Origin of the sequence: Acinetobacter sp. 226-1 (assembly GCF_030329325.1) — a bacterium.
Classification (GTDB): Bacteria; Pseudomonadota; Gammaproteobacteria; order Pseudomonadales; family Moraxellaceae; genus Acinetobacter; species Acinetobacter sichuanensis.
In genome coordinates this window covers 123,965-141,557 of the sequence record NZ_JACANU010000004.1, presented here as the reverse complement: position 1 = coordinate 141,557, position 17,593 = coordinate 123,965, and the positions used below count along the sequence as shown (strand labels likewise).

The window sequence follows — 17,593 nt, the reverse complement described above, 5'->3', positions numbered from 1 at the left end:
TTTAAATTTTAAACCTTATCATCATGGTAAGGTCAAGCGTGTTGTAGAAAAATAATAAATACCAAAAAAATTCTTGACCTTCCCATGATGTCAATCTGTATGCTGAACTCAGAATATTGAAATCGTTGGAGGTCATCATGAGCTCACAAAATACAGTTTCCACGCAATACCAAGAAACCCTGTCAATCGAAGGAATGACATGTGCTTCATGCGTGGGACGTGTAGAAAAAGCCTTAAAAAAAGTGGATGGCGTAGCAAGTGCAGCGGTAAACCTTGCCACTGAAAAGGCAGTCATTACATCTTCACAACCGATTGACCGAAATACTTTGGTCAAAGCAGTTGAACGCGCAGGTTATGATGTACCTAAAGCACAACCTATAGAGCTTATTATTGATGGAATGACCTGTGCATCGTGTGTCGCACGTGTAGAAAAAGCACTGAAAAAAGTTCAAGGTGTACAACAAGCTAATGTCAATTTGGCAACTGAACAGGCTTGGATTCAAGCAGATGGTGGTGTTTCTAGTGGTGACTTGATTCAAGCTGTAAAAAAAGCAGGCTATGATGCAAAACTGCTTGAGCAGGACAACAACCAACAACAAGATAAAAAAGAAACTGAACTGCACCAACTGAAACGAGATTTAATTATTTCGTTAATTTTGGCTGTGCCTGTTTTTATTTTGGAAATGGGCGCACACATGATCCCATCTTTCCATATGTGGATCATGCATAACATTGGGCAATATAACAACTGGCTCATTCAGTTTGTATTAACGACTTTAGTGTTGATTTTCCCTGGTCGTCGTTTCTATGAAAAAGGGATTCCTGCTTTATTTAGACTTGCACCCGATATGAACTCGCTGGTGGCAGTAGGTACCTTAGCTGCTTATAGCTTTTCCTTAGTCGCAACATTTATTCCTGACGTATTACCGCAAGGCACAGTTCACGTCTATTTTGAGGCTGCTGCTGTTATTGTCAGTTTGATTTTACTTGGACGTTATTTTGAGGCAAAAGCCAAAGGACGTACTTCACAAGCCATTCAACATTTAGTCGGAATGCAAGCCAAAACAGCACGTATTCATCGAGATGGGCAAGTGCTTGAAGTTCCAGTGGTTGAGGTCACAACAGATACCATTGTTGAAATTCGTCCAGGTGAACGTGTACCTGTAGATGGTGAAGTGGTTGAAGGTCATAGTTATATCGATGAAGCCATGATCACAGGTGAGCCGATTCCTGTAGAAAAGACGCTAGGTCATCCAGTGGTTGGTGGAACAATCAACCAAAATGGGACTTTAAATATTCGCGCTACTGCAATTGGCGAATCGACTGTACTCGCACAAATTATTCGTATGGTCGAGCAAGCACAAGGTTCAAAACTGCCTATTCAAGCCTTGGTGGATAAAGTCACCATGTGGTTTGTACCTGCGGTGATGTTTTTAGCACTAGTCACCTTCATCATCTGGTTTATTTTTGGTCCTGAACCTGCTTTAACCTTTAGTTTGGTCAATGCCGTTGCGGTTTTGATTATTGCTTGTCCTTGTGCAATGGGTTTGGCAACACCAACTTCAATTATGGTCGGTACAGGTCGTGGCGCTGAAATGGGAATTTTATTCCGTAAAGGCGAAGCACTCCAGTTATTGCAAGAAGTCAAAGTTGTTGCAGTGGATAAAACAGGAACCTTAACCGAAGGCAAACCGACTTTAACAGACTTTCATGTGCAAGATGGTTTTGAGCGTGATCAGGTTCTGCAAATCGTTGCCTCTGTCGAAGCAAAATCGGAACATCCTATTGCCTTGGCGATTGTCAAAGCGGCTGAAGATGAAAATATCGAATTCTTGCCTGTGACTGCATTTGACTCGGTGACAGGTTCAGGAATTAAAGCTGAAGTTGATGGGCAAGCGGTTCAAATCGGTGCTGACCGTTATATGCATGAGATTGGTGTAAATGTCAGCGCGTTTGAACAAGAGGCTGCGCGTTTAGGCAATGAGGGGAAAACCCCAATTTATGTGGCGATTGGACAAAAATTAGCGGCAATTGTCGCAGTCGCTGACCCAATTAAACCATCAACATTTGCTGCAATTGATGCTTTGCATCAGTTAGGTTTAAAAGTCACCATGATTACAGGCGATAACCGACATACTGCACATGCAATCGCAACTCGCTTAGGCATTGACCAAGTGGAAGCGGAAGTTTTACCTGAAGGTAAAGTGGACGTTGTGCAACAATTACAGCAAAAATATGGTCGTGTGGCTTTTGTTGGTGATGGTATCAATGATGCACCAGCATTGGCAAAATCAGATGTGGGTATTGCCATTGGTACAGGAACAGATGTCGCAATTGAAGCAGCGGAAGTGGTCTTAATGTCAGGTAATTTACAAGGTGTGCCAAATGCGATTGCCTTAAGTAAAGCAACGATACGCAATATTCATCAAAACTTATTTTGGGCATTTATTTATAATATCGCCTTGATTCCAATCGCCGCAGGCGTGTTGTATCCAGCATTTGGTATTTTGTTATCTCCTGTATTTGCTGCGGGTGCGATGGCATTGTCTTCTGTATTTGTGTTAGGCAATGCTTTACGCTTAAAATATTTTCATGCAATCAAATTTGAATCATCGCATTGAATCATGAAGAAAAATGACATGAGGCATACTTTGCGCTGATGTCATTTTTTTCAGTAGAGGGCACTGAAATGAATATAGGTCAAATCTCAAAACAGACAGGGATTTCAAGTAAAATGATTCGCTATTATGAGCAAATTGGTTTATTGGACTTAGCCAAACGTTCTGCTTCAGGTTATCGGATTTATTCTGAGCAAGATTTAAAAACGCTCAACTTTTTAAAACACGCGCGTGATCTAGGTTTTTCTTCTGAACAGATGAAAGAATTACTATCTTTGTGGAAAAATACCGAGAGACAAAGTGCAGAAGTGAAACAATTGACTTTAAAACATATTGATGTGTTAAATCAGAAAATTGCTCAGCTACAAAGTATGGTGAATTTATTACAAGCCTCTGCAAACCATTGCACAGGAGATCATCAAGCCAATTGTACAATTTTAGAAAATATTGAATTTGGTTGTTTACATGACAATCATGACAATGTCATAGCCGATCAGAAAATTTCTTCTGTATAAATACTAGAATATTTATATAAAATATACGCTTGTTTTTTGCATGATATATTTGGATTTTTATATGAAAAAACTGGCTTATCTGGTCTGTATTCCCATGTTTTTATGGGGTTGCCAAACAGGGCAAACTCAACCACAGAACCCGATTCAAGGGATTGATTTAAAGCAACCCGAAGCAAAGGTTTTATGTGATCAATATATCTGTGCCAATGCCGAAGGTCTATCTAAAGTACTGACCGAAAAATATTTAGGGCAAGCGCAGGCGGAGCGTGTTTTTTCACAAGTTCAGTTGAATCAGACACAGTTTACATTTGCCAATGGTATTTTCTGTGATACCCAAGCCAAACGCTGTCATGTAGATCGTTATTTTGATGCGAATGGAAAACGTAGTGCAGTTGCACCAAACTATACTCAAGCTTTATTTGGTCAATAACACACAAAAATTCCCTACAATGTGATCATTCCACCTCAGAAAATCGGTGTTTTCCTATACATTGCATCGCAATGGCATTGATTTTCTTTGCGTCCAATTGCAAGTTTTGCCATTTGCACATTTGTTGAATCATCCATTCAAAATCATTACTTTGGGGTGGATGTTGTGTACCAAAAGAGCGAATAATCTTTTGAATTTTATGAAAATGCGCAACATGAACCCAATCGGAGCAATTAAACTGAATAATCTGACGCTGTTCTAATAAGTCCCATATCTCATCTAAATGTTCAAGTTGATCAAAATCTTGTTGTGCCTGTTGAATTGCCGTGCTGAGTGCATTGAGCGTATTGGGATAAAGTTCTGCCCATTCTGAGCTTGTTGCTAAAACTTTATCAGCAACCTCAGGAATAATCTGTTGCGCTGAAGCAATAACCTGACTATAGCCCTGAATCTGAGCCTGTACATTCCACGGTTCACCGACACAAAAACCATCAATGATTTGTTTGGACATGGCTTCCACCATATAAGGCGGTGGCAAAGTGTTAAATGGATAATTTTTGGCAAGATTTTCATCGACAAGTGCAAACCATTCTCTGAGCGCATAATGATGAATTGAATGTTTAAATACATGGGCAAGCTGTAAGGCATGTCCATTTTGAATTGCAGCAATGACTTTGCTGGCGGCACTTTGTGGACTGTCTTGTGCGCTGATCTTGCATTGATAACACAGATGTTGACTCAGACTGATATATGCCTGATTGCGACTGAGCAACAAAGAGGTCTGTAAGGGAATGCCCAATTGATCATCCCCAATTGCAGCAGCAGGCAACATGGCGGACAGACAATGTGCTGCATCCAAAATACCAAATGCCAAGCGATCACGTAAACTCGCCCAAGATGCCTCTTTGACCAAAGTGACATTTAAACCGACATCATGAAAATAACCCTGATGTTCTGCCCATAACAATGCAATACAGTCCAACAAAGGAATATAACCAATCTGTAATTCTGTTTTTTCTAGGTGCGCAATATGATTCATGGTTCGTCCTTCAGTTGACCTTGCAATAAGGCTTGGGCATCAATCAGTCTGCGCGACATTTCGCCCATGGTCATACGGTGACTCATGGCATTTTTACGCAACAGGGCAAAGGCACTTTCTTCATTAAGATGATGCAACTTCATCAGTAAAACTTTTGCTTTATCAATATCTTTACGGTCAGCGAGTTTGGTTTTGGTGTCTTTGAGGTCATTTGCCAATTTCTGATGTTTTTTAAATTGTTCAATGGAAATTTCCAAAATGGCTTCAAGTTTACTGGGATCAATCCCATCAATAATATAGGCGGTAATGCCTGCATCAATTGCATTTTTAATGGTGTCTTTTTGACTGTTTTTGGTAAATAAAACTGTGGGCAAATCGAACTGACTGACACAATTTTCAATCAAGTCGCGGTGTGGATTGTCCATATCCAATAAAATAATATCTGCCTGTAATTGTTTTAAGGGCGTTAGATTGACATGATCAATGCTCAGACATGCCACTACATCGAAGTCATGTTCACGCAAGGATTGTTCAATCAAATGTGCACGCGCCAAATCATCATCGATCAGCGCAATTTTGAGTTTAGGCATGGGTTTTTCTACACAGATGTGCAACTTTTCAGAAAATTTGTAAGCAAAATAAATGCCAATATACCATTCATTACTTTTTTCAAAGGTGAGAACTCTTTTTGCTAAAACATACCTAAAGATATTCACAAAAATCAACGCTTCTATTGACCCTGACCTAATGCTTTAAAAAGATTGCATAAGTTCAATGCTTATTTGATTAAGACAAGACTGCACCAATTTCGTACATTCAGCACATCAACAATGCAGTTTAGTTTTGAGACCATTTTAATATTTTCCTTATAAAATAAATGTAAAATTTTAATTTCATATGAATAAAATAATAAATTTCAGTGCTTTATGTTGTTTTTTAAAATATTGGCATAGTCATTGCTTTATCTTCCATGAGTCAAAGACGACTCCAATAAAATTTGTAAGACGGCCAACGATGTCCGCTCTGATCGCTTCAGTCATCTGTTTATTCAGTGACTGCAAAAACACGCTCAGTTCAGTCAGGAGAAGGTTATGTCTTCAAATTTAGAAGCAAAAAAAGCAACAAAAATCAGTCTTTTTAGTTTTAGCAGCGCAGCAATGAGAGCCTTCCATATGAGTTGGCTCGCGTTTTTTGTCTGTTTCTTTGCATGGTTTGCCTGTGCGCCACTCATGCCTGTGATCGCAGGGGAATTTCATCTCACTAAAGATCAGATTGCCAATATCAACATTGCTGCCGTCGCCATTACCATTTTGGTTCGTTTAATGGTTGGACCGCTGTGTGATAAATACGGTCCACGTAAAACCTACACTGCATTATTGATCATTGGCAGTATTCCTGTTTTTGGTGTGGCATGCGCCAATAGTTATGAATCTTTTCTCTTTTTTCGCTTATTGATCGGGGCAATTGGGGCGAGTTTTGTGATTACCCAATACCACACAAGCATCATGTTTGCACCGAATGTTGTTGGAACGGCAAATGCCACCACAGCAGGTTGGGGCAATGCAGGTGGTGGTGCCACACAAGCTTTAATGCCGCTAATGCTCAGTGCTTTGGTGATGTTTGGTGTTGAACAAGCCATGGGGTGGCGAGTGGCGCTAATTGTTCCGGGTGTGATGATGCTGATTGTGGGGGCAATGTATTGGAAATTTACCCAAGACTGTCCACAAGGTGACTTTAAGGAACTTCGTGCGCAAGGAATCAGTGTCGGAAGTGATAAAAAAGGTGGTCTTGCGATTTTAAAACACGCCGCTAAAAACTACCGTGTATGGATTTTATTTGGTGCGTATGCAGCGTGTTTCGGGATTGAAATCTTTATTCATAACATCGTGGCAATGTACTACGTCGAGCATTTCAGCTTTGGTTTAAAAGAAGCAGGTATGGCAGCAGGGATCTTCGGTTTACTTGCACTATTCGCCCGTGCTTTAGGTGGGATTGTTTCAGACAAAGTGGCAACCAAAAAAGGCTTGGATGGTCGTACTAAAGTCTTGTTTGCCATGATTTTAATGGAAGGTTTATTCCTCATCGTATTCTCACAAATGAATACAGCCATCTACGCCATTCTTGCAATGACTGTATTTGCTTTATTTACCCACATGGCATGTGGCGCAACCTATGCACTTGTGCCATTCATTGACCGTGATGCTTTGGGCGGTGTAGCAGGCATCATCGGTGCAGGCGGTAACGTCGGCGCAGTCGCAGCGGGGTTCTTACTCAAAGGCATGTTGGACATTCAAACGACATTGATGGTACTTGGCGGCTTGGTGGTGATAGCAGCAAGTTTTGTGTTGATGATTCGTTTCTCCGTTGAGCATAAAGAGAAAGAACAAAAGTTATTTGAAGCTGCGGTACTTGAGCGCCAAAGCCTTGAGCAAGAAGCCATCAGCCTGAAAAATAGCGTTTAACCACAACAATAACAACAAAATTTGAGGAGAATTGCAATGAAACTAGTCATGATTGGTCACGGAATGGTCGGACACAAATTCATTGAATCTGTATTAGAGCATGCAGGTGATGAAGTTGAAATTACCATCTTGGCAGAAGAACCCCGTTTAGCCTATGACCGTGTGCATTTGACTGAATATTTCACAGGTAAATCGGCAAAAGACTTAACCCTGTGTCGCTCAGACTTTGCCGATGCCTATGGGATTGATCTGCGTTTAAGCACCAAAGCAACAGCGATTGATACAGTCAATAAGTTGATCACCACCAATCACGGCGATGTAATCAGCTATGACAAACTCATTCTTGCCACAGGTTCTTATGCGTTTGTACCACCGATTCCGGGCAATGATCGTCAGAATTGTTTTGTGTACCGCACCATTGAAGACCTGGATGCACTCAAAAAAGCGAGTTTAAATGCCAAAACAGGTGTGGTCATCGGTGGCGGTCTGCTTGGTTTAGAAGCGGCGAAAGCTTTACGTGATTTGGATTTAGAAACCCATGTCGTTGAATTTGCACCACGGTTAATGGCGGTACAAATTGATGATTTAGGTGGAAAGGTTTTACGTTCGAAAATTGAAAATTTGGGGGTAAAAGTTCACACCCAAAAAGCAACCTCTTCAATTGAAGATGGGGTAAATGCCACGCATGTGATGAAGTTTGCGGATGGTTCTGAACTTGAAACCGATATTGTCTTATTCTCCGCAGGGATTCGCCCACGTGATGAACTCGCACGTCAAAGCGGTTTAGCTATTGGTGAGCGTGGCGGGATCATCATCAATGATTATTGCCAAACGTCTGATGCAGACATTTATGCGATTGGTGAATGTGCATTATGGCAAAATAAAATCTATGGCTTGGTTGCACCGGGCTATGATATGGCACGGATTGCGGCAAAACATGTACTGCAACAAAGCTGTAACGCGTTTGCAGGCGCAGACATGAGCACCAAACTCAAGCTGATGGGTGTTGACGTTGCCTCAGTAGGTGATGCACATGCCATGACCCCAAATGCACTGAGCTATTTCTATGCTGATGAAGACACGATGGTGTATAAAAAAATCGTGATCAATGCAGAAAAAACCAAGCTACTTGGTGCCGTGTTGGTCGGTTGTGCTAAAGAATATAACGACTTATTGCAAATGATGCTGAATGGATTGGACGTTCCCGAAAATCCTGAAAGTTTAATCATGCCCGGCTATGCACTATCATCGGCAAAATCAGGCGGCAGCGGTGTAGACCTACTGCCTGACAGTGCCACCATTTGCTCATGTAATAACGTGTCTAAAGCCGATATTTGTTCAGCAATTGCGGATGGTTCAACTTCTTTAGGCGCACTGAAAAAATGCACCAAAGCAGCAACCGCATGTGGAGGTTGTGCACCATTAGTGACTCAGGTTTTAAAATCAGAATTACAACGACAAGGGGTGACGGTCAATAATCATCTTTGTGAGCACTTTGCTTATTCACGCCAAGAGTTGTATCACTTGGTACGTGTCAATGAAATCAAGACTTTTGATGATCTCATTCAACAGCATGGGCATGGTTTAGGTTGCGATATTTGTAAACCAACGGCTGCAAATATTCTCGCTTCCTGTTGGAATGACTTTGTGCTGAAACCAAGCCATGCAGGGCTTCAAGACAGTAATGACTACTATCTTGGCAATATTCAAAAAGATGGTTCTTATTCGGTTGTACCGCGTATGGCAGGCGGTGAAGTCACCCCTGATGGTTTGATTGCAATCGGTCAAATTGCCAAAGAATATGGTTTGTATACCAAACTCACAGGTGGTCAGCGTGTGGATATGTTTGGCGCACAATTGCATCAATTGCCTGAAATTTGGAAAAAACTGATTGATGCAGGCTTTGAATCAGGTCATGCCTACGGTAAATCATTACGTACAGTCAAATCCTGTGTCGGTAGTACATGGTGCCGCTATGGTGTGGATGATTCTGTCGGTTTAGCCATTTTCCTTGAAAATCGCTACAAGGGTTTACGTTCACCGCATAAACTCAAAATGGCAGTTTCAGGCTGTACCCGTGAATGCGCCGAAGCGCAAAGTAAAGATGTTGGTGTGATTGCCACTGAAAAGGGTTGGAATTTATATGTTTGCGGTAATGGTGGTATGAAACCACGTCATGCCGAACTATTAGCTTCTGACTTAGATACCCAAACTTTAATCAAATATATCGACCGATTCTTCATGTTCTATATCCAAACGGCGGATCGTTTACAACGTACTTCTGTGTGGCGCGACAACATGGAAGGTGGTTTGGATTATCTCAAAGATGTGGTGGTCAATGATTCTTTAGGTGTAGCCATTGAGCTTGAACGCCGTATGAGTCATGTGGTCGGAACTTATCAAGATGAATGGCGTACGGCGGTGGAAGATCCTGAAGTGCGTAAACGTTTTGTCACCTTTATCAATGCCAAAGCTGAACAACAACAAGATCCGCATATCCAATTTGCAGAGGTTCGTGGACAAATTCGTCCAAAAACTGAAGCTGAACGTGATGTGACACGTATTCCTGTGGTTGAGGCTTAATGAAAGCTATAGAAAACTTGCGAAAGTTAAAATGAAAATTTTCCATTATTTTTCAAATTAAAAGTGCCTGATCTTGCACCCAATATGGCTCAGGAACAAGGCTCTAGGAGGAGAATATCTCTCCCTAACCCTCTCCTCATAGGAGAGGGAACTTGAATCTGAAATGAATTGATGGATAAAAACAACTTAAGCAAGAGATCTAAAAAAGCTAAAGAGTGAAAAGAGGAACATAAGATGACAATTTTAAAAGAAATGAATGATTTAGATTGGATTGATATTTGTGCATTAGAAGACATTACCGCAAATACAGGTGTTGGCGCGTTGATTGAAAATCAACAAATTGCCATTTTCCGTGTGGGTTCTGAAAAGCGTGTTTATGCACTCAGTAACCAAGACCCATTTAGCAAAGCTTTTGTGATGGCTCGTGGCATTATTGGCGATGTGCAAGGCGAACGAGTAATCGCATCTCCTATTTACAAACAGCATTTTAGTTTAGCGACAGGGCGTTGTTTGGAGGACAAAGAGCAAAAACTGTTGGTTTTTCCGAGCAAAATTGAAAATGGTCGAGTGATGATTAGCCCGACACCACAAAAAACTTATATTACCAATAACGGCACTTCACAGGAAAAAATGAAGTTGGTGTTAATTGGCAATGGTTTGGCAGGTATGCGTTGTCTCGAAGACTTACTTGATATGGCACCTGAACGTTATGAGGTGACGGTGATTGGTGAAGAGCCGTGGGGCAACTATAACCGTATTATGTTATCACCTGTGTTATCGGGTGATAAAACCATTGAAGACATTATGCTGCATCCGCATGCATGGTATAGCGATAAAAATATTCGTTTTATTGCAGGTGATGCTGCGGTACGCATTGACCGTCCACGTAAGCAGATTTATACCGAAAAAGGTTTAATGGTCGATTATGACCGACTGATTTTAGCCACAGGTTCGAAACCATTTGTGCCACCTGTTAAGGGTGCAGATTTGGACGGTGTAATCAGTTTTCGTGATATTTATGATGTCAATAAAATGCTCGATTATTGTCAGTCTAAACAAAATGCGGTGGTGATTGGTGGTGGTCTTTTAGGTTTAGAAGCCGCTTATGGTCTAAAACAACGTGGTATGAATGTCACGGTTTTGCATTTGATGGATCGCATTATGGAACGTCAACTCGATGGTAAAGCGAGCCAAATGCTACGCCATAGTATTGAGCAAAAGGGTATTTCAATCATCACAGAAGCTAATACTGAAGAATTGATGGGTGAAAATGGTCATGTGACTTATGTTCGACTTAAAGATGGCAATATTCTTGAAGCGGATTTGGTGGTCTTTGCAGTCGGTATTCGTCCAAATATGGCTTTGGCACAAAGCGCAGGTTTACGTTGTAACCGAGGTGTGTTGGTCAATGACACCATGCAAACCTATGACCCAAGTATTTATGCAGTCGGTGAATGTATTGAGCATCGTCAGCAAACATTTGGTTTGGTTGAACCATTGTGGGGGCAAGCATTTATTTGCGCATCGCATTTGGCGGAGCATGGCAGTCTGACCTTTAAAGCACCAACTGTTCCGACACAGTTAAAAGTCAGTGGCTGTGATGTGTTTTCAGCAGGCAGAATTGATCTTGAAAAGAATACTGATGAAGAGTTTGAAGACATCGTGTTGAATGATGAAAAACGTCAGATTTATAAACGAATTATTATTCAAAAAGATAAGGTGATTGGTGCGGTGTTGTTTGGTGATACTGAAGATGGTACTTGGTATGCCGAGTTGATTTCTGATCAAACCTCTATTTCTTCGATTCGTAATAAATTGCTGTTTGGTAAGGATTTTGCTTTGAAGAAGGCAGGGTGATGTTTTTTTAACTTAGATGAGAAATCGCTTTAATTAAACTACCTCCCCTAACCCCTCCTGAAAGGAGGGGGATAGATTTTCTAATAGTAAATTTGATACACGAAAACGTCATTCACAACTGCCCGAGACAAGACTACTTCTGAAAATTAATGTTTCTGTGAATAGTTTGCGATATAGACGGAATAGATTTTCCCGTAAGAAAAGTAGGTCGAACCGAAGGTTAAGCTAGAAATATAAACATAGTAGAAAAGACACCGTTTTGAACGATTTAACAGGAGCACAGCAGAAAATGAATAATATCCCTGTAATGGAACTGCATAGCTCCACAGAAAATAAAACGACGACCACCCAAACCACGTGCCCTTACTGTGGTGTGGGGTGTGGGGTGACTGCAACAGTTGAAAAAACAGTGCTTGGGCAAAAAGTGTCTGTAACAGGTGATGTTAATCATCCATCAAATTACGGCAAGTTATGTATTAAAGGCAGTAATTTAGCAGATACAGTAGGTTTAGAAACTCGTGTTTTACATCCCATGCTTGGGCGAAATACTGTAAATCAACGACAAGTTACAGATTGGGATACTGCAACAGATTTAATTGCTAATAAATTTCAACAATGTATAGACCTATATGGTCGTGACAGCATCGCATTTTATGTATCAGGGCAATTGCTCACCGAAGACTATTATGTGGTGAATAAATTTGTCAAAGGTTATTTGGGTACAGCAAACATTGATACCAATTCAAGACTGTGTATGTCCTCTGCCGTTGCAGCGCATAAACGTGCTTTTGGAGAAGACTTGGTTCCTGCGAGTTATGATGATTTTGAACACACTGACATGGTGGTTTTAGTGGGTTCAAATACCGCTTGGTGTCATCCTGTGTTGTATCAACGGATTATGCAAGCCAAGGAAAAGCGTGATTTATTTGTGGTGGTGATTGACCCGCGTTTTACTGCAACTTGTGAAGCTGCGGATTTACATTTACCGATTTTGATCGGTCAGGATGTTTCTCTTTTTAATGGATTAGTACAATACTTACATCAACATGGTCATGCTGACAGCGAGTTTATTCAAGCGCATACACAAGGTTTAGATGCGTTATTGGACAGTTCACAAGCTGAATCAGACATTAAAAATGTTGCCTTAAAAACAGGGATTTCACTTGAAAAATTACAATTATTCTTTGAAAAATTCGCCCAAACAGAAAAAGTCATGACGCTATTTTCCATGGGGGTCAATCAATCTTCTCGTGGTGTCGATAAAGCCAATAGCATTATTAATTGTCATTTATTCACAGGGAAAATAGGCAAGTTGGGTGCTGCACCATTTTCCATGACAGGGCAACCGAATGCGATGGGAGGGCGTGAAGTTGGCGGACTAGCCAATATGCTTGCTGCGCATATGGATTTGGATAATTTGCAACATCAACAACTTGTGCAAAGCTTTTGGAAAAGTCCAAGTATTGCCACGAAAGTTGGGTTAAAAGCAGTAGATCTTTTTGAAGCCGTTGAAAGTGGCAAAATTAAAGCCATTTGGATTATGGCAACTAATCCTGTGGTGAGTTTACCTAATGCAGATCAGGTCAAACGTGCTTTAGACAAATGTGAATTTGTTGTAATTTCAGATATTTGCCAAGATACGGATACCACACAATATGCCAATGTCTTATTGCCTGCACTCGGTTGGGGTGAAAAAGACGGCACAGTGACTAACTCGGAACGCCGTATTTCAAGACAACGGGCTTTTTTAGACGCACCTGCACAAGCCAAAGCAGATTGGTGGGCAGTTGCTCAAGTGGCAAAAAAAATGGGATTTTCAGGTTTTGATTTTGAAAATAGCCATGAGATTTTTAAAGAACATGCGCAATTATCTACTTATCAGAATGCGGAAATCTCCAAACGGGATGATGTTAAAAATTTTCGATATTTCAATTTACAAGGTCTAACTGAACTTTCATTGTCCGAATATAACGAACTTGAGCCTGTGCAATGGCCCATTCTTCAAAAAAATCAATCAAATACGGACTATGCACAACTGTTTGCAAATGGACAATTTAGCCATGCGGATGCTAAGGCAAAATTTATTGCCACTGCTGCTATAGATCCGATGTATTCAACCAATTCTGAATATCCCTTAATTTTAAATACAGGGCGGATTCGTGACCAATGGCATACCATGACACGAACGGGTTTGTCGGCAAATTTGAGTACACATAAAGCAGAGCCATATTGTGAAATTCATCCGGATGATGCTTTAAAATATGGTTTGAAAGAGGGCGAGTTGGTTGAGATTAAATCGGCATGGGGTAATTGTGTATTACGTACAGTGGTCAGCGATAATATTCGTCGTGGACAGATTTTCGCGCCAATTCATTGGAATGATCAATTTGCTTCAGATGCGCGTATAGGTAAAGTAGTCAATCCTGTAGTGGACGCGATTTCAGGAGAACCTGAGTTTAAACATACACCTGTGATGATTCAGCCATTTTACACGCAATGGCAAGGTGTGTTTTATGTACGCAAAGGTTTTGAGCATATTGTCAAAAGTCCAATTGAAAATGCTGTGTGGTGGACAAAGATTCAAACGGCAAAAGCGGTGCGTTATGAATTGGCTGATCGTCGTCGTTTTACTCAAACCACAGAACATTTAAAACAACTTTTACCTTTTGAAGATGAAAGTTTTGAATGGCTGAACCTTGAAGATCAAACTGCACAGATCAGTCATAGTGTGGTGCTGCAAAATGGTCAATTGATCGCAAGCTTGTATATTGCGCCCAAAGCTTTGTTGCCTGATCGGGATTGGGTGGCGAGTTTATTTAAACGTAAGCGCTTGAGTGCAATGCATCGTAAAGCCTTGCTTGCAGGTCAAGCCATGTCAATGGGCAATAATGAAGGTGCTTTGGTATGCAGTTGTTTTAAAGTCGGTAAAAATCGGATTATAGAAACCATTAAAGAAAAAAATATGACCAATGAAAAGCAAGTCACAGCTTGTCTTAAAGCAGGTGGTAACTGTGGTTCGTGTTTACCTGAAATTCGTGGTTTGATTAAAGCGTGTCAACTGGAAGATACATCGTCTATTTTATAATCAGTTGAAAAAATGGGAAAGATTAAGTGATGATTTAGTCTTTCTCGACATCACGGCTATCATTTTATAACTATAGTCATATCAACATATACAATAAAATATATTGGAACCAAAGCATACTATATATGTTCAGTATTCATGTTTAAAATTTATTGAATTGATATTTTTGAGTTTTCACCTTATGAATTCATTTTGGTCTAAATTAATTTCTGCTGTAACACATACACTTTTAAATGAATTAAAGAAAAATCAATCAAAATATCAAACAGATATTGCAACCGCAATAGATGATAATGACGCAAATAATATTGGCTTTGCTCAGGATAAAATTTCACATATTAGCCCAGCAGGTGTCGAGTTAATTTGTAATTTTGAGGGTTTAAGTCTCGAGGCTTATTTAGACAGTGCAAATATTTGGACTATTGGTTATGGAACGACCATTTATCCAAACGGTCAGCGAGTTTCACAAAATGACCAATGCACACTCAAGCAAGCACAAGAATTTATGCAACATGATTTACAACGTTTTGAAAAAGCAGTTGCTAGAGCAGTTCAAATTTCAGTAAATCAAAATCAATTTGATGCCTTAGTGTCTTTAACCTATAACATTGGAATTTCAGCATTTCAGAATTCAACATTGTTAAAATATTTAAATGCTGTTGATTTTAAATCTGCGAGTGATCAATTTGATGTATGGATTAAATCAGGTGGAAAGACTGTACAAGGTTTAGTGAATCGTAGAGCGATTGAAAAAGCAAAATTTTTGTCTTAAAAATTCTTTGAGTTTATATGTGCAGGCTACAGTCTTAGACATTCTATTTAACATAAAATGAAGTTATGCGACTTCAGAATGGCTAAATATTTAAAGAGTAAAAATTATGAATAATCAATGGGGATCCTCACCACCACCACCGAATTGGATAATATGGGGTTAACGAAATTCGATCCTAGACTTGCTTGTGATGAATTCACCTTTCCTAGAAAGCTTGATAATTTAAAAATGGTTGTCACAGAGGATGGGGCAGTACCTGTACTTCATTCTGTGCCATGTGATGAATATTCTATAGCTTCACTTGATTGGGTGACGTTTAGTTTTGATCAAGACACACTTGGAAAAGAGTTTTCATCAATTGATCCTGAGTTAGCAGAAGAAACCTTAACCTATGCAGTTGAAAATTGGTTAGATCAGCATCTATATGAAATATTTGGATTTGGTCTATTAAATAAACGTGAAAAAGGGATGCATTTCTATAAGTTCAGTTATGAACTTCAAGATAATTTAGGAATGGTTCTTTATGGTCATAATTCAAGAAGAATTGCAGTACAAATTAATGGTACTGGTTGTGCTCTTGCACGAAAAGGTTGGGAAACACAACTTTATAAATTTTTAAAAGAATTTGCGAAAAAACCAAAATTAAATCGTGTCGATTTAGCCCATGATGATTTTACAGGGGAGCATTTATCTGTTGATTTTGCAGATGATTGGGATGATAAGGGTGGTTTTTGGTGCGGTGGTCGCCAACCTAATATTCTCAAGTTTGGTAATTGGAAACGTCCTAATGGAAAAGGTCGCTCATTTTGTGTAGGTGATCGTACAAGTTCAAAATATCTTCGAATATATGAACGTGGGAAAAAAGAGGGAAGTGTACTTAGTCCTTGGTGTCGTGCAGAAGTCGAATTTAAAGCAAATGATCGTCACATTCCTTTAGAAATACTACTAAGTCCAAGCCAATACTTTATTGGGGCTTATCCATGTTTTCAATGGCTTGCAAAGCAATTAGAAAAAGATTTTGTTAGTCCTGAAAAAACAGAAATTATCAAAGAACAGTCTCAAATCAACTGGGATCGTGCAATTGAAATAGTCAAAGAGCAGTTTGGCAAATATATACGGCAATTTTCCAAAATTATTGAGCCAAACGAGCTTATAGCAATGCTTTCATCATCAAAAGATGAAATCCCTAAACGCTTAAAGTTTTCACATACGGCTGTCATTCAGTCAATTCGAATTAATCAACCAATTCCATCCCATCTTGATGAACTACCTTTATTTGTTGGTGTTCGTGGGGTTAATGATTCTGCTTATAAGGAGTTTATCAATGCAGTATGAATCAACAATCGTTGTACTTGGTGCGAAATCATCTAAAGGTGATTTTAATGGTCGTCCTTTCGATTCAACCACAATTTATTATCAAGCTGATTTAGCAAGTGGTGAAAATTTTGCAGGTATGGTCGGTACGGAAATTAAATGGGGGGCTTCTTTTAACTTTGAAAAAATTAAAAACTTTAAATTCCCATTTGCTGCAAAAGGGAAATTTGAACAAGTTTCCAATGGTCGAGCTATGGTGACTATTTTAAATGACTTACAACCCGAAAAAGCATTAGAACAAAAAAGTTAAAAGGGATTCTCACTAAATGTTTAATCACGCTGAATGTCCTAAATACTTATCACTTTTTCATTATCAATACTTACCAATCCATTTTAAAAAATGCGATGGTTAAAGGAACTCTAACAAATGCATGTTTGCAAAACATTATCACAACCAAATGAAAATAGCCTGCAAACGTGCTTAGAGTGGCAAGAACAAAAATCGTTTTTGCCTGATTTAACAAAGCAACAGGCAGATGAAATATTAATCGCTATTCTTAGTTGCTTTGCAGTTGTTTTTATCATTAAACGTGTCTTAAATCTTTTAAATGTATGGTGATTTTATGGAACTAAAAAATATTGATCAAAAGAAAAAATCTTTTGTTCCCTCTGTAGTTGGTACTTCATTAATGCTCGTAGCAGGTTCAGCCTTAGCAGCAGATGGAGATTTAGCAACAGGGGCAACGACTGCTATTTCAGGTGGTTCAGGTACTTTACAAACCGTAGGTATCGCAATTATCGGTGTTGTAGCAGGTGTTTGGGTTATTAAACGAGTAATCGCTTTAATTCGCTAATATTTTGCACCTTGGCATTACATAGATTTTTTGTGTAGTGCCTTTTTTAGATAGGTAGTTTTAT

The 17,593-nt window shown here is 39.6% G+C and carries 14 protein-coding genes; 12 read left to right on the top strand and 2 right to left on the bottom strand.

The window, feature by feature from the left end; genetic code table 11:
- The first annotated feature begins 137 nt into the window (after positions 1–137).
- From HX124_RS09370 to HX124_RS09360, 3 genes are all read left to right on the top strand, one after another.
- Positions 138–2,621 (top strand): heavy metal translocating P-type ATPase, encoded by a 2,484-nt coding sequence (locus HX124_RS09370; RefSeq protein WP_286382368.1) that lies wholly within the window; start codon positions 138–140, stop codon positions 2,619–2,621.
- 68 nt (positions 2,622–2,689) lie between these two features.
- Positions 2,690–3,133 (top strand): Cu(I)-responsive transcriptional regulator, encoded by a 444-nt coding sequence (gene cueR, locus HX124_RS09365; protein ID WP_286382367.1) that lies wholly within the window; start codon positions 2,690–2,692, stop codon positions 3,131–3,133.
- 61 nt (positions 3,134–3,194) lie between these two features.
- Positions 3,195–3,563, top strand: coding sequence for a YcgJ family protein (locus tag HX124_RS09360; RefSeq protein WP_286382366.1), 369 nt, complete (start codon positions 3,195–3,197; stop codon positions 3,561–3,563).
- A 25-nt stretch (positions 3,564–3,588) separates the two neighbouring features.
- Here the strand turns inward: HX124_RS09360 and HX124_RS09355 are convergent, their stop codons facing one another.
- Both HX124_RS09355 and HX124_RS09350 read right to left on the bottom strand, forming a co-directional pair.
- Positions 3,589–4,602: an ABC transporter substrate-binding protein gene (locus HX124_RS09355; protein WP_286382365.1), complete on the bottom strand. Its 1,014-nt coding sequence runs from the start codon at positions 4,600–4,602 to the stop codon at positions 3,589–3,591.
- Positions 4,599–5,192: an ANTAR domain-containing response regulator gene (locus HX124_RS09350; protein WP_286382364.1), complete on the bottom strand. Its 594-nt coding sequence runs from the start codon at positions 5,190–5,192 to the stop codon at positions 4,599–4,601. Before HX124_RS09350 ends, HX124_RS09355 begins: the two co-directional genes overlap by 4 nt.
- A 501-nt stretch (positions 5,193–5,693) precedes the next feature.
- Here HX124_RS09350 and HX124_RS09345 point away from each other — a divergent pair.
- From HX124_RS09345 to HX124_RS09305, 9 genes are all read left to right on the top strand, one after another.
- Positions 5,694–7,064 carry an MFS transporter gene (locus HX124_RS09345; RefSeq protein ID WP_286382363.1) on the top strand — a complete coding sequence of 457 codons (1,371 nt, stop codon included), beginning with the start codon at positions 5,694–5,696 and terminating at the stop codon, positions 7,062–7,064.
- Between the two features lie 36 nt (positions 7,065–7,100).
- On the top strand, positions 7,101–9,647 hold the full coding sequence (gene nirB, locus HX124_RS09340; RefSeq protein ID WP_286382362.1) for a nitrite reductase large subunit NirB: 2,547 nt from the start codon (positions 7,101–7,103) through the stop codon (positions 9,645–9,647).
- Positions 9,648–9,881: 234 nt separating this feature from the next.
- On the top strand, positions 9,882–11,504 hold the full coding sequence (nirD, locus tag HX124_RS09335; RefSeq protein ID WP_286382361.1) for a nitrite reductase small subunit NirD: 1,623 nt from the start codon (positions 9,882–9,884) through the stop codon (positions 11,502–11,504).
- Positions 11,505–11,793: 289 nt separating this feature from the next.
- Entirely contained in the window at positions 11,794–14,589 is a 2,796-nt protein-coding gene (locus HX124_RS09330; protein ID WP_286382360.1) for a nitrate reductase, read from the top strand.
- A gap of 181 nt (positions 14,590–14,770) precedes the next feature.
- Positions 14,771–15,361, top strand: a complete 591-nt coding sequence (locus HX124_RS09325) for a lysozyme (RefSeq protein WP_286382359.1) — start codon at positions 14,771–14,773, stop codon at positions 15,359–15,361.
- 117 nt (positions 15,362–15,478) lie between these two features.
- The gene (locus tag HX124_RS09320; protein ID WP_286382358.1) at positions 15,479–16,696 is read left to right on the top strand and encodes a replication initiation factor domain-containing protein; all 1,218 of its coding nucleotides are present in this window, start codon (positions 15,479–15,481) and stop codon (positions 16,694–16,696) included.
- On the top strand, positions 16,686–16,985 hold the full coding sequence (locus HX124_RS09315) for a hypothetical protein (protein ID WP_286382357.1): 300 nt from the start codon (positions 16,686–16,688) through the stop codon (positions 16,983–16,985). Before HX124_RS09320 ends, HX124_RS09315 begins: the two co-directional genes overlap by 11 nt.
- Positions 16,986–17,102: 117 nt before the next feature.
- Positions 17,103–17,294 (top strand): hypothetical protein, encoded by a 192-nt coding sequence (locus HX124_RS09310; protein WP_286382356.1) that lies wholly within the window; start codon positions 17,103–17,105, stop codon positions 17,292–17,294.
- A gap of 4 nt (positions 17,295–17,298) precedes the next feature.
- Positions 17,299–17,529: a major capsid protein gene (locus HX124_RS09305; RefSeq protein ID WP_286382355.1), complete on the top strand. Its 231-nt coding sequence runs from the start codon at positions 17,299–17,301 to the stop codon at positions 17,527–17,529.
- The last annotated feature ends 64 nt before the right edge of the window (positions 17,530–17,593 follow it).

Bases quoted from the DNA above. Each gene is read 5' to 3' on its own strand.
- HX124_RS09370 (WP_286382368.1), top strand. From the start codon at position 138: ATGAGCTCACAAAATACAGTTTCCACGCAATACCAAGAAACCCTGTCA.
- cueR (WP_286382367.1), top strand. From the start codon at position 2,690: ATGAATATAGGTCAAATCTCAAAACAGACAGGGATTTCAAGTAAAATG.
- HX124_RS09360 (WP_286382366.1), top strand. From the start codon at position 3,195: ATGAAAAAACTGGCTTATCTGGTCTGTATTCCCATGTTTTTATGGGGT.
- HX124_RS09355 (WP_286382365.1), bottom strand. From the start codon at position 4,602: ATGAATCATATTGCGCACCTAGAAAAAACAGAATTACAGATTGGTTAT.
- HX124_RS09350 (WP_286382364.1), bottom strand. From the start codon at position 5,192: ATGCCTAAACTCAAAATTGCGCTGATCGATGATGATTTGGCGCGTGCA.
- HX124_RS09345 (WP_286382363.1), top strand. From the start codon at position 5,694: ATGTCTTCAAATTTAGAAGCAAAAAAAGCAACAAAAATCAGTCTTTTT.
- nirB (WP_286382362.1), top strand. From the start codon at position 7,101: ATGAAACTAGTCATGATTGGTCACGGAATGGTCGGACACAAATTCATT.
- nirD (WP_286382361.1), top strand. From the start codon at position 9,882: ATGACAATTTTAAAAGAAATGAATGATTTAGATTGGATTGATATTTGT.
- HX124_RS09330 (WP_286382360.1), top strand. From the start codon at position 11,794: ATGAATAATATCCCTGTAATGGAACTGCATAGCTCCACAGAAAATAAA.
- HX124_RS09325 (WP_286382359.1), top strand. From the start codon at position 14,771: ATGAATTCATTTTGGTCTAAATTAATTTCTGCTGTAACACATACACTT.
- HX124_RS09320 (WP_286382358.1), top strand. From the start codon at position 15,479: ATGGGGATCCTCACCACCACCACCGAATTGGATAATATGGGGTTAACG.
- HX124_RS09315 (WP_286382357.1), top strand. From the start codon at position 16,686: ATGCAGTATGAATCAACAATCGTTGTACTTGGTGCGAAATCATCTAAA.
- HX124_RS09310 (WP_286382356.1), top strand. From the start codon at position 17,103: ATGCATGTTTGCAAAACATTATCACAACCAAATGAAAATAGCCTGCAA.
- HX124_RS09305 (WP_286382355.1), top strand. From the start codon at position 17,299: ATGGAACTAAAAAATATTGATCAAAAGAAAAAATCTTTTGTTCCCTCT.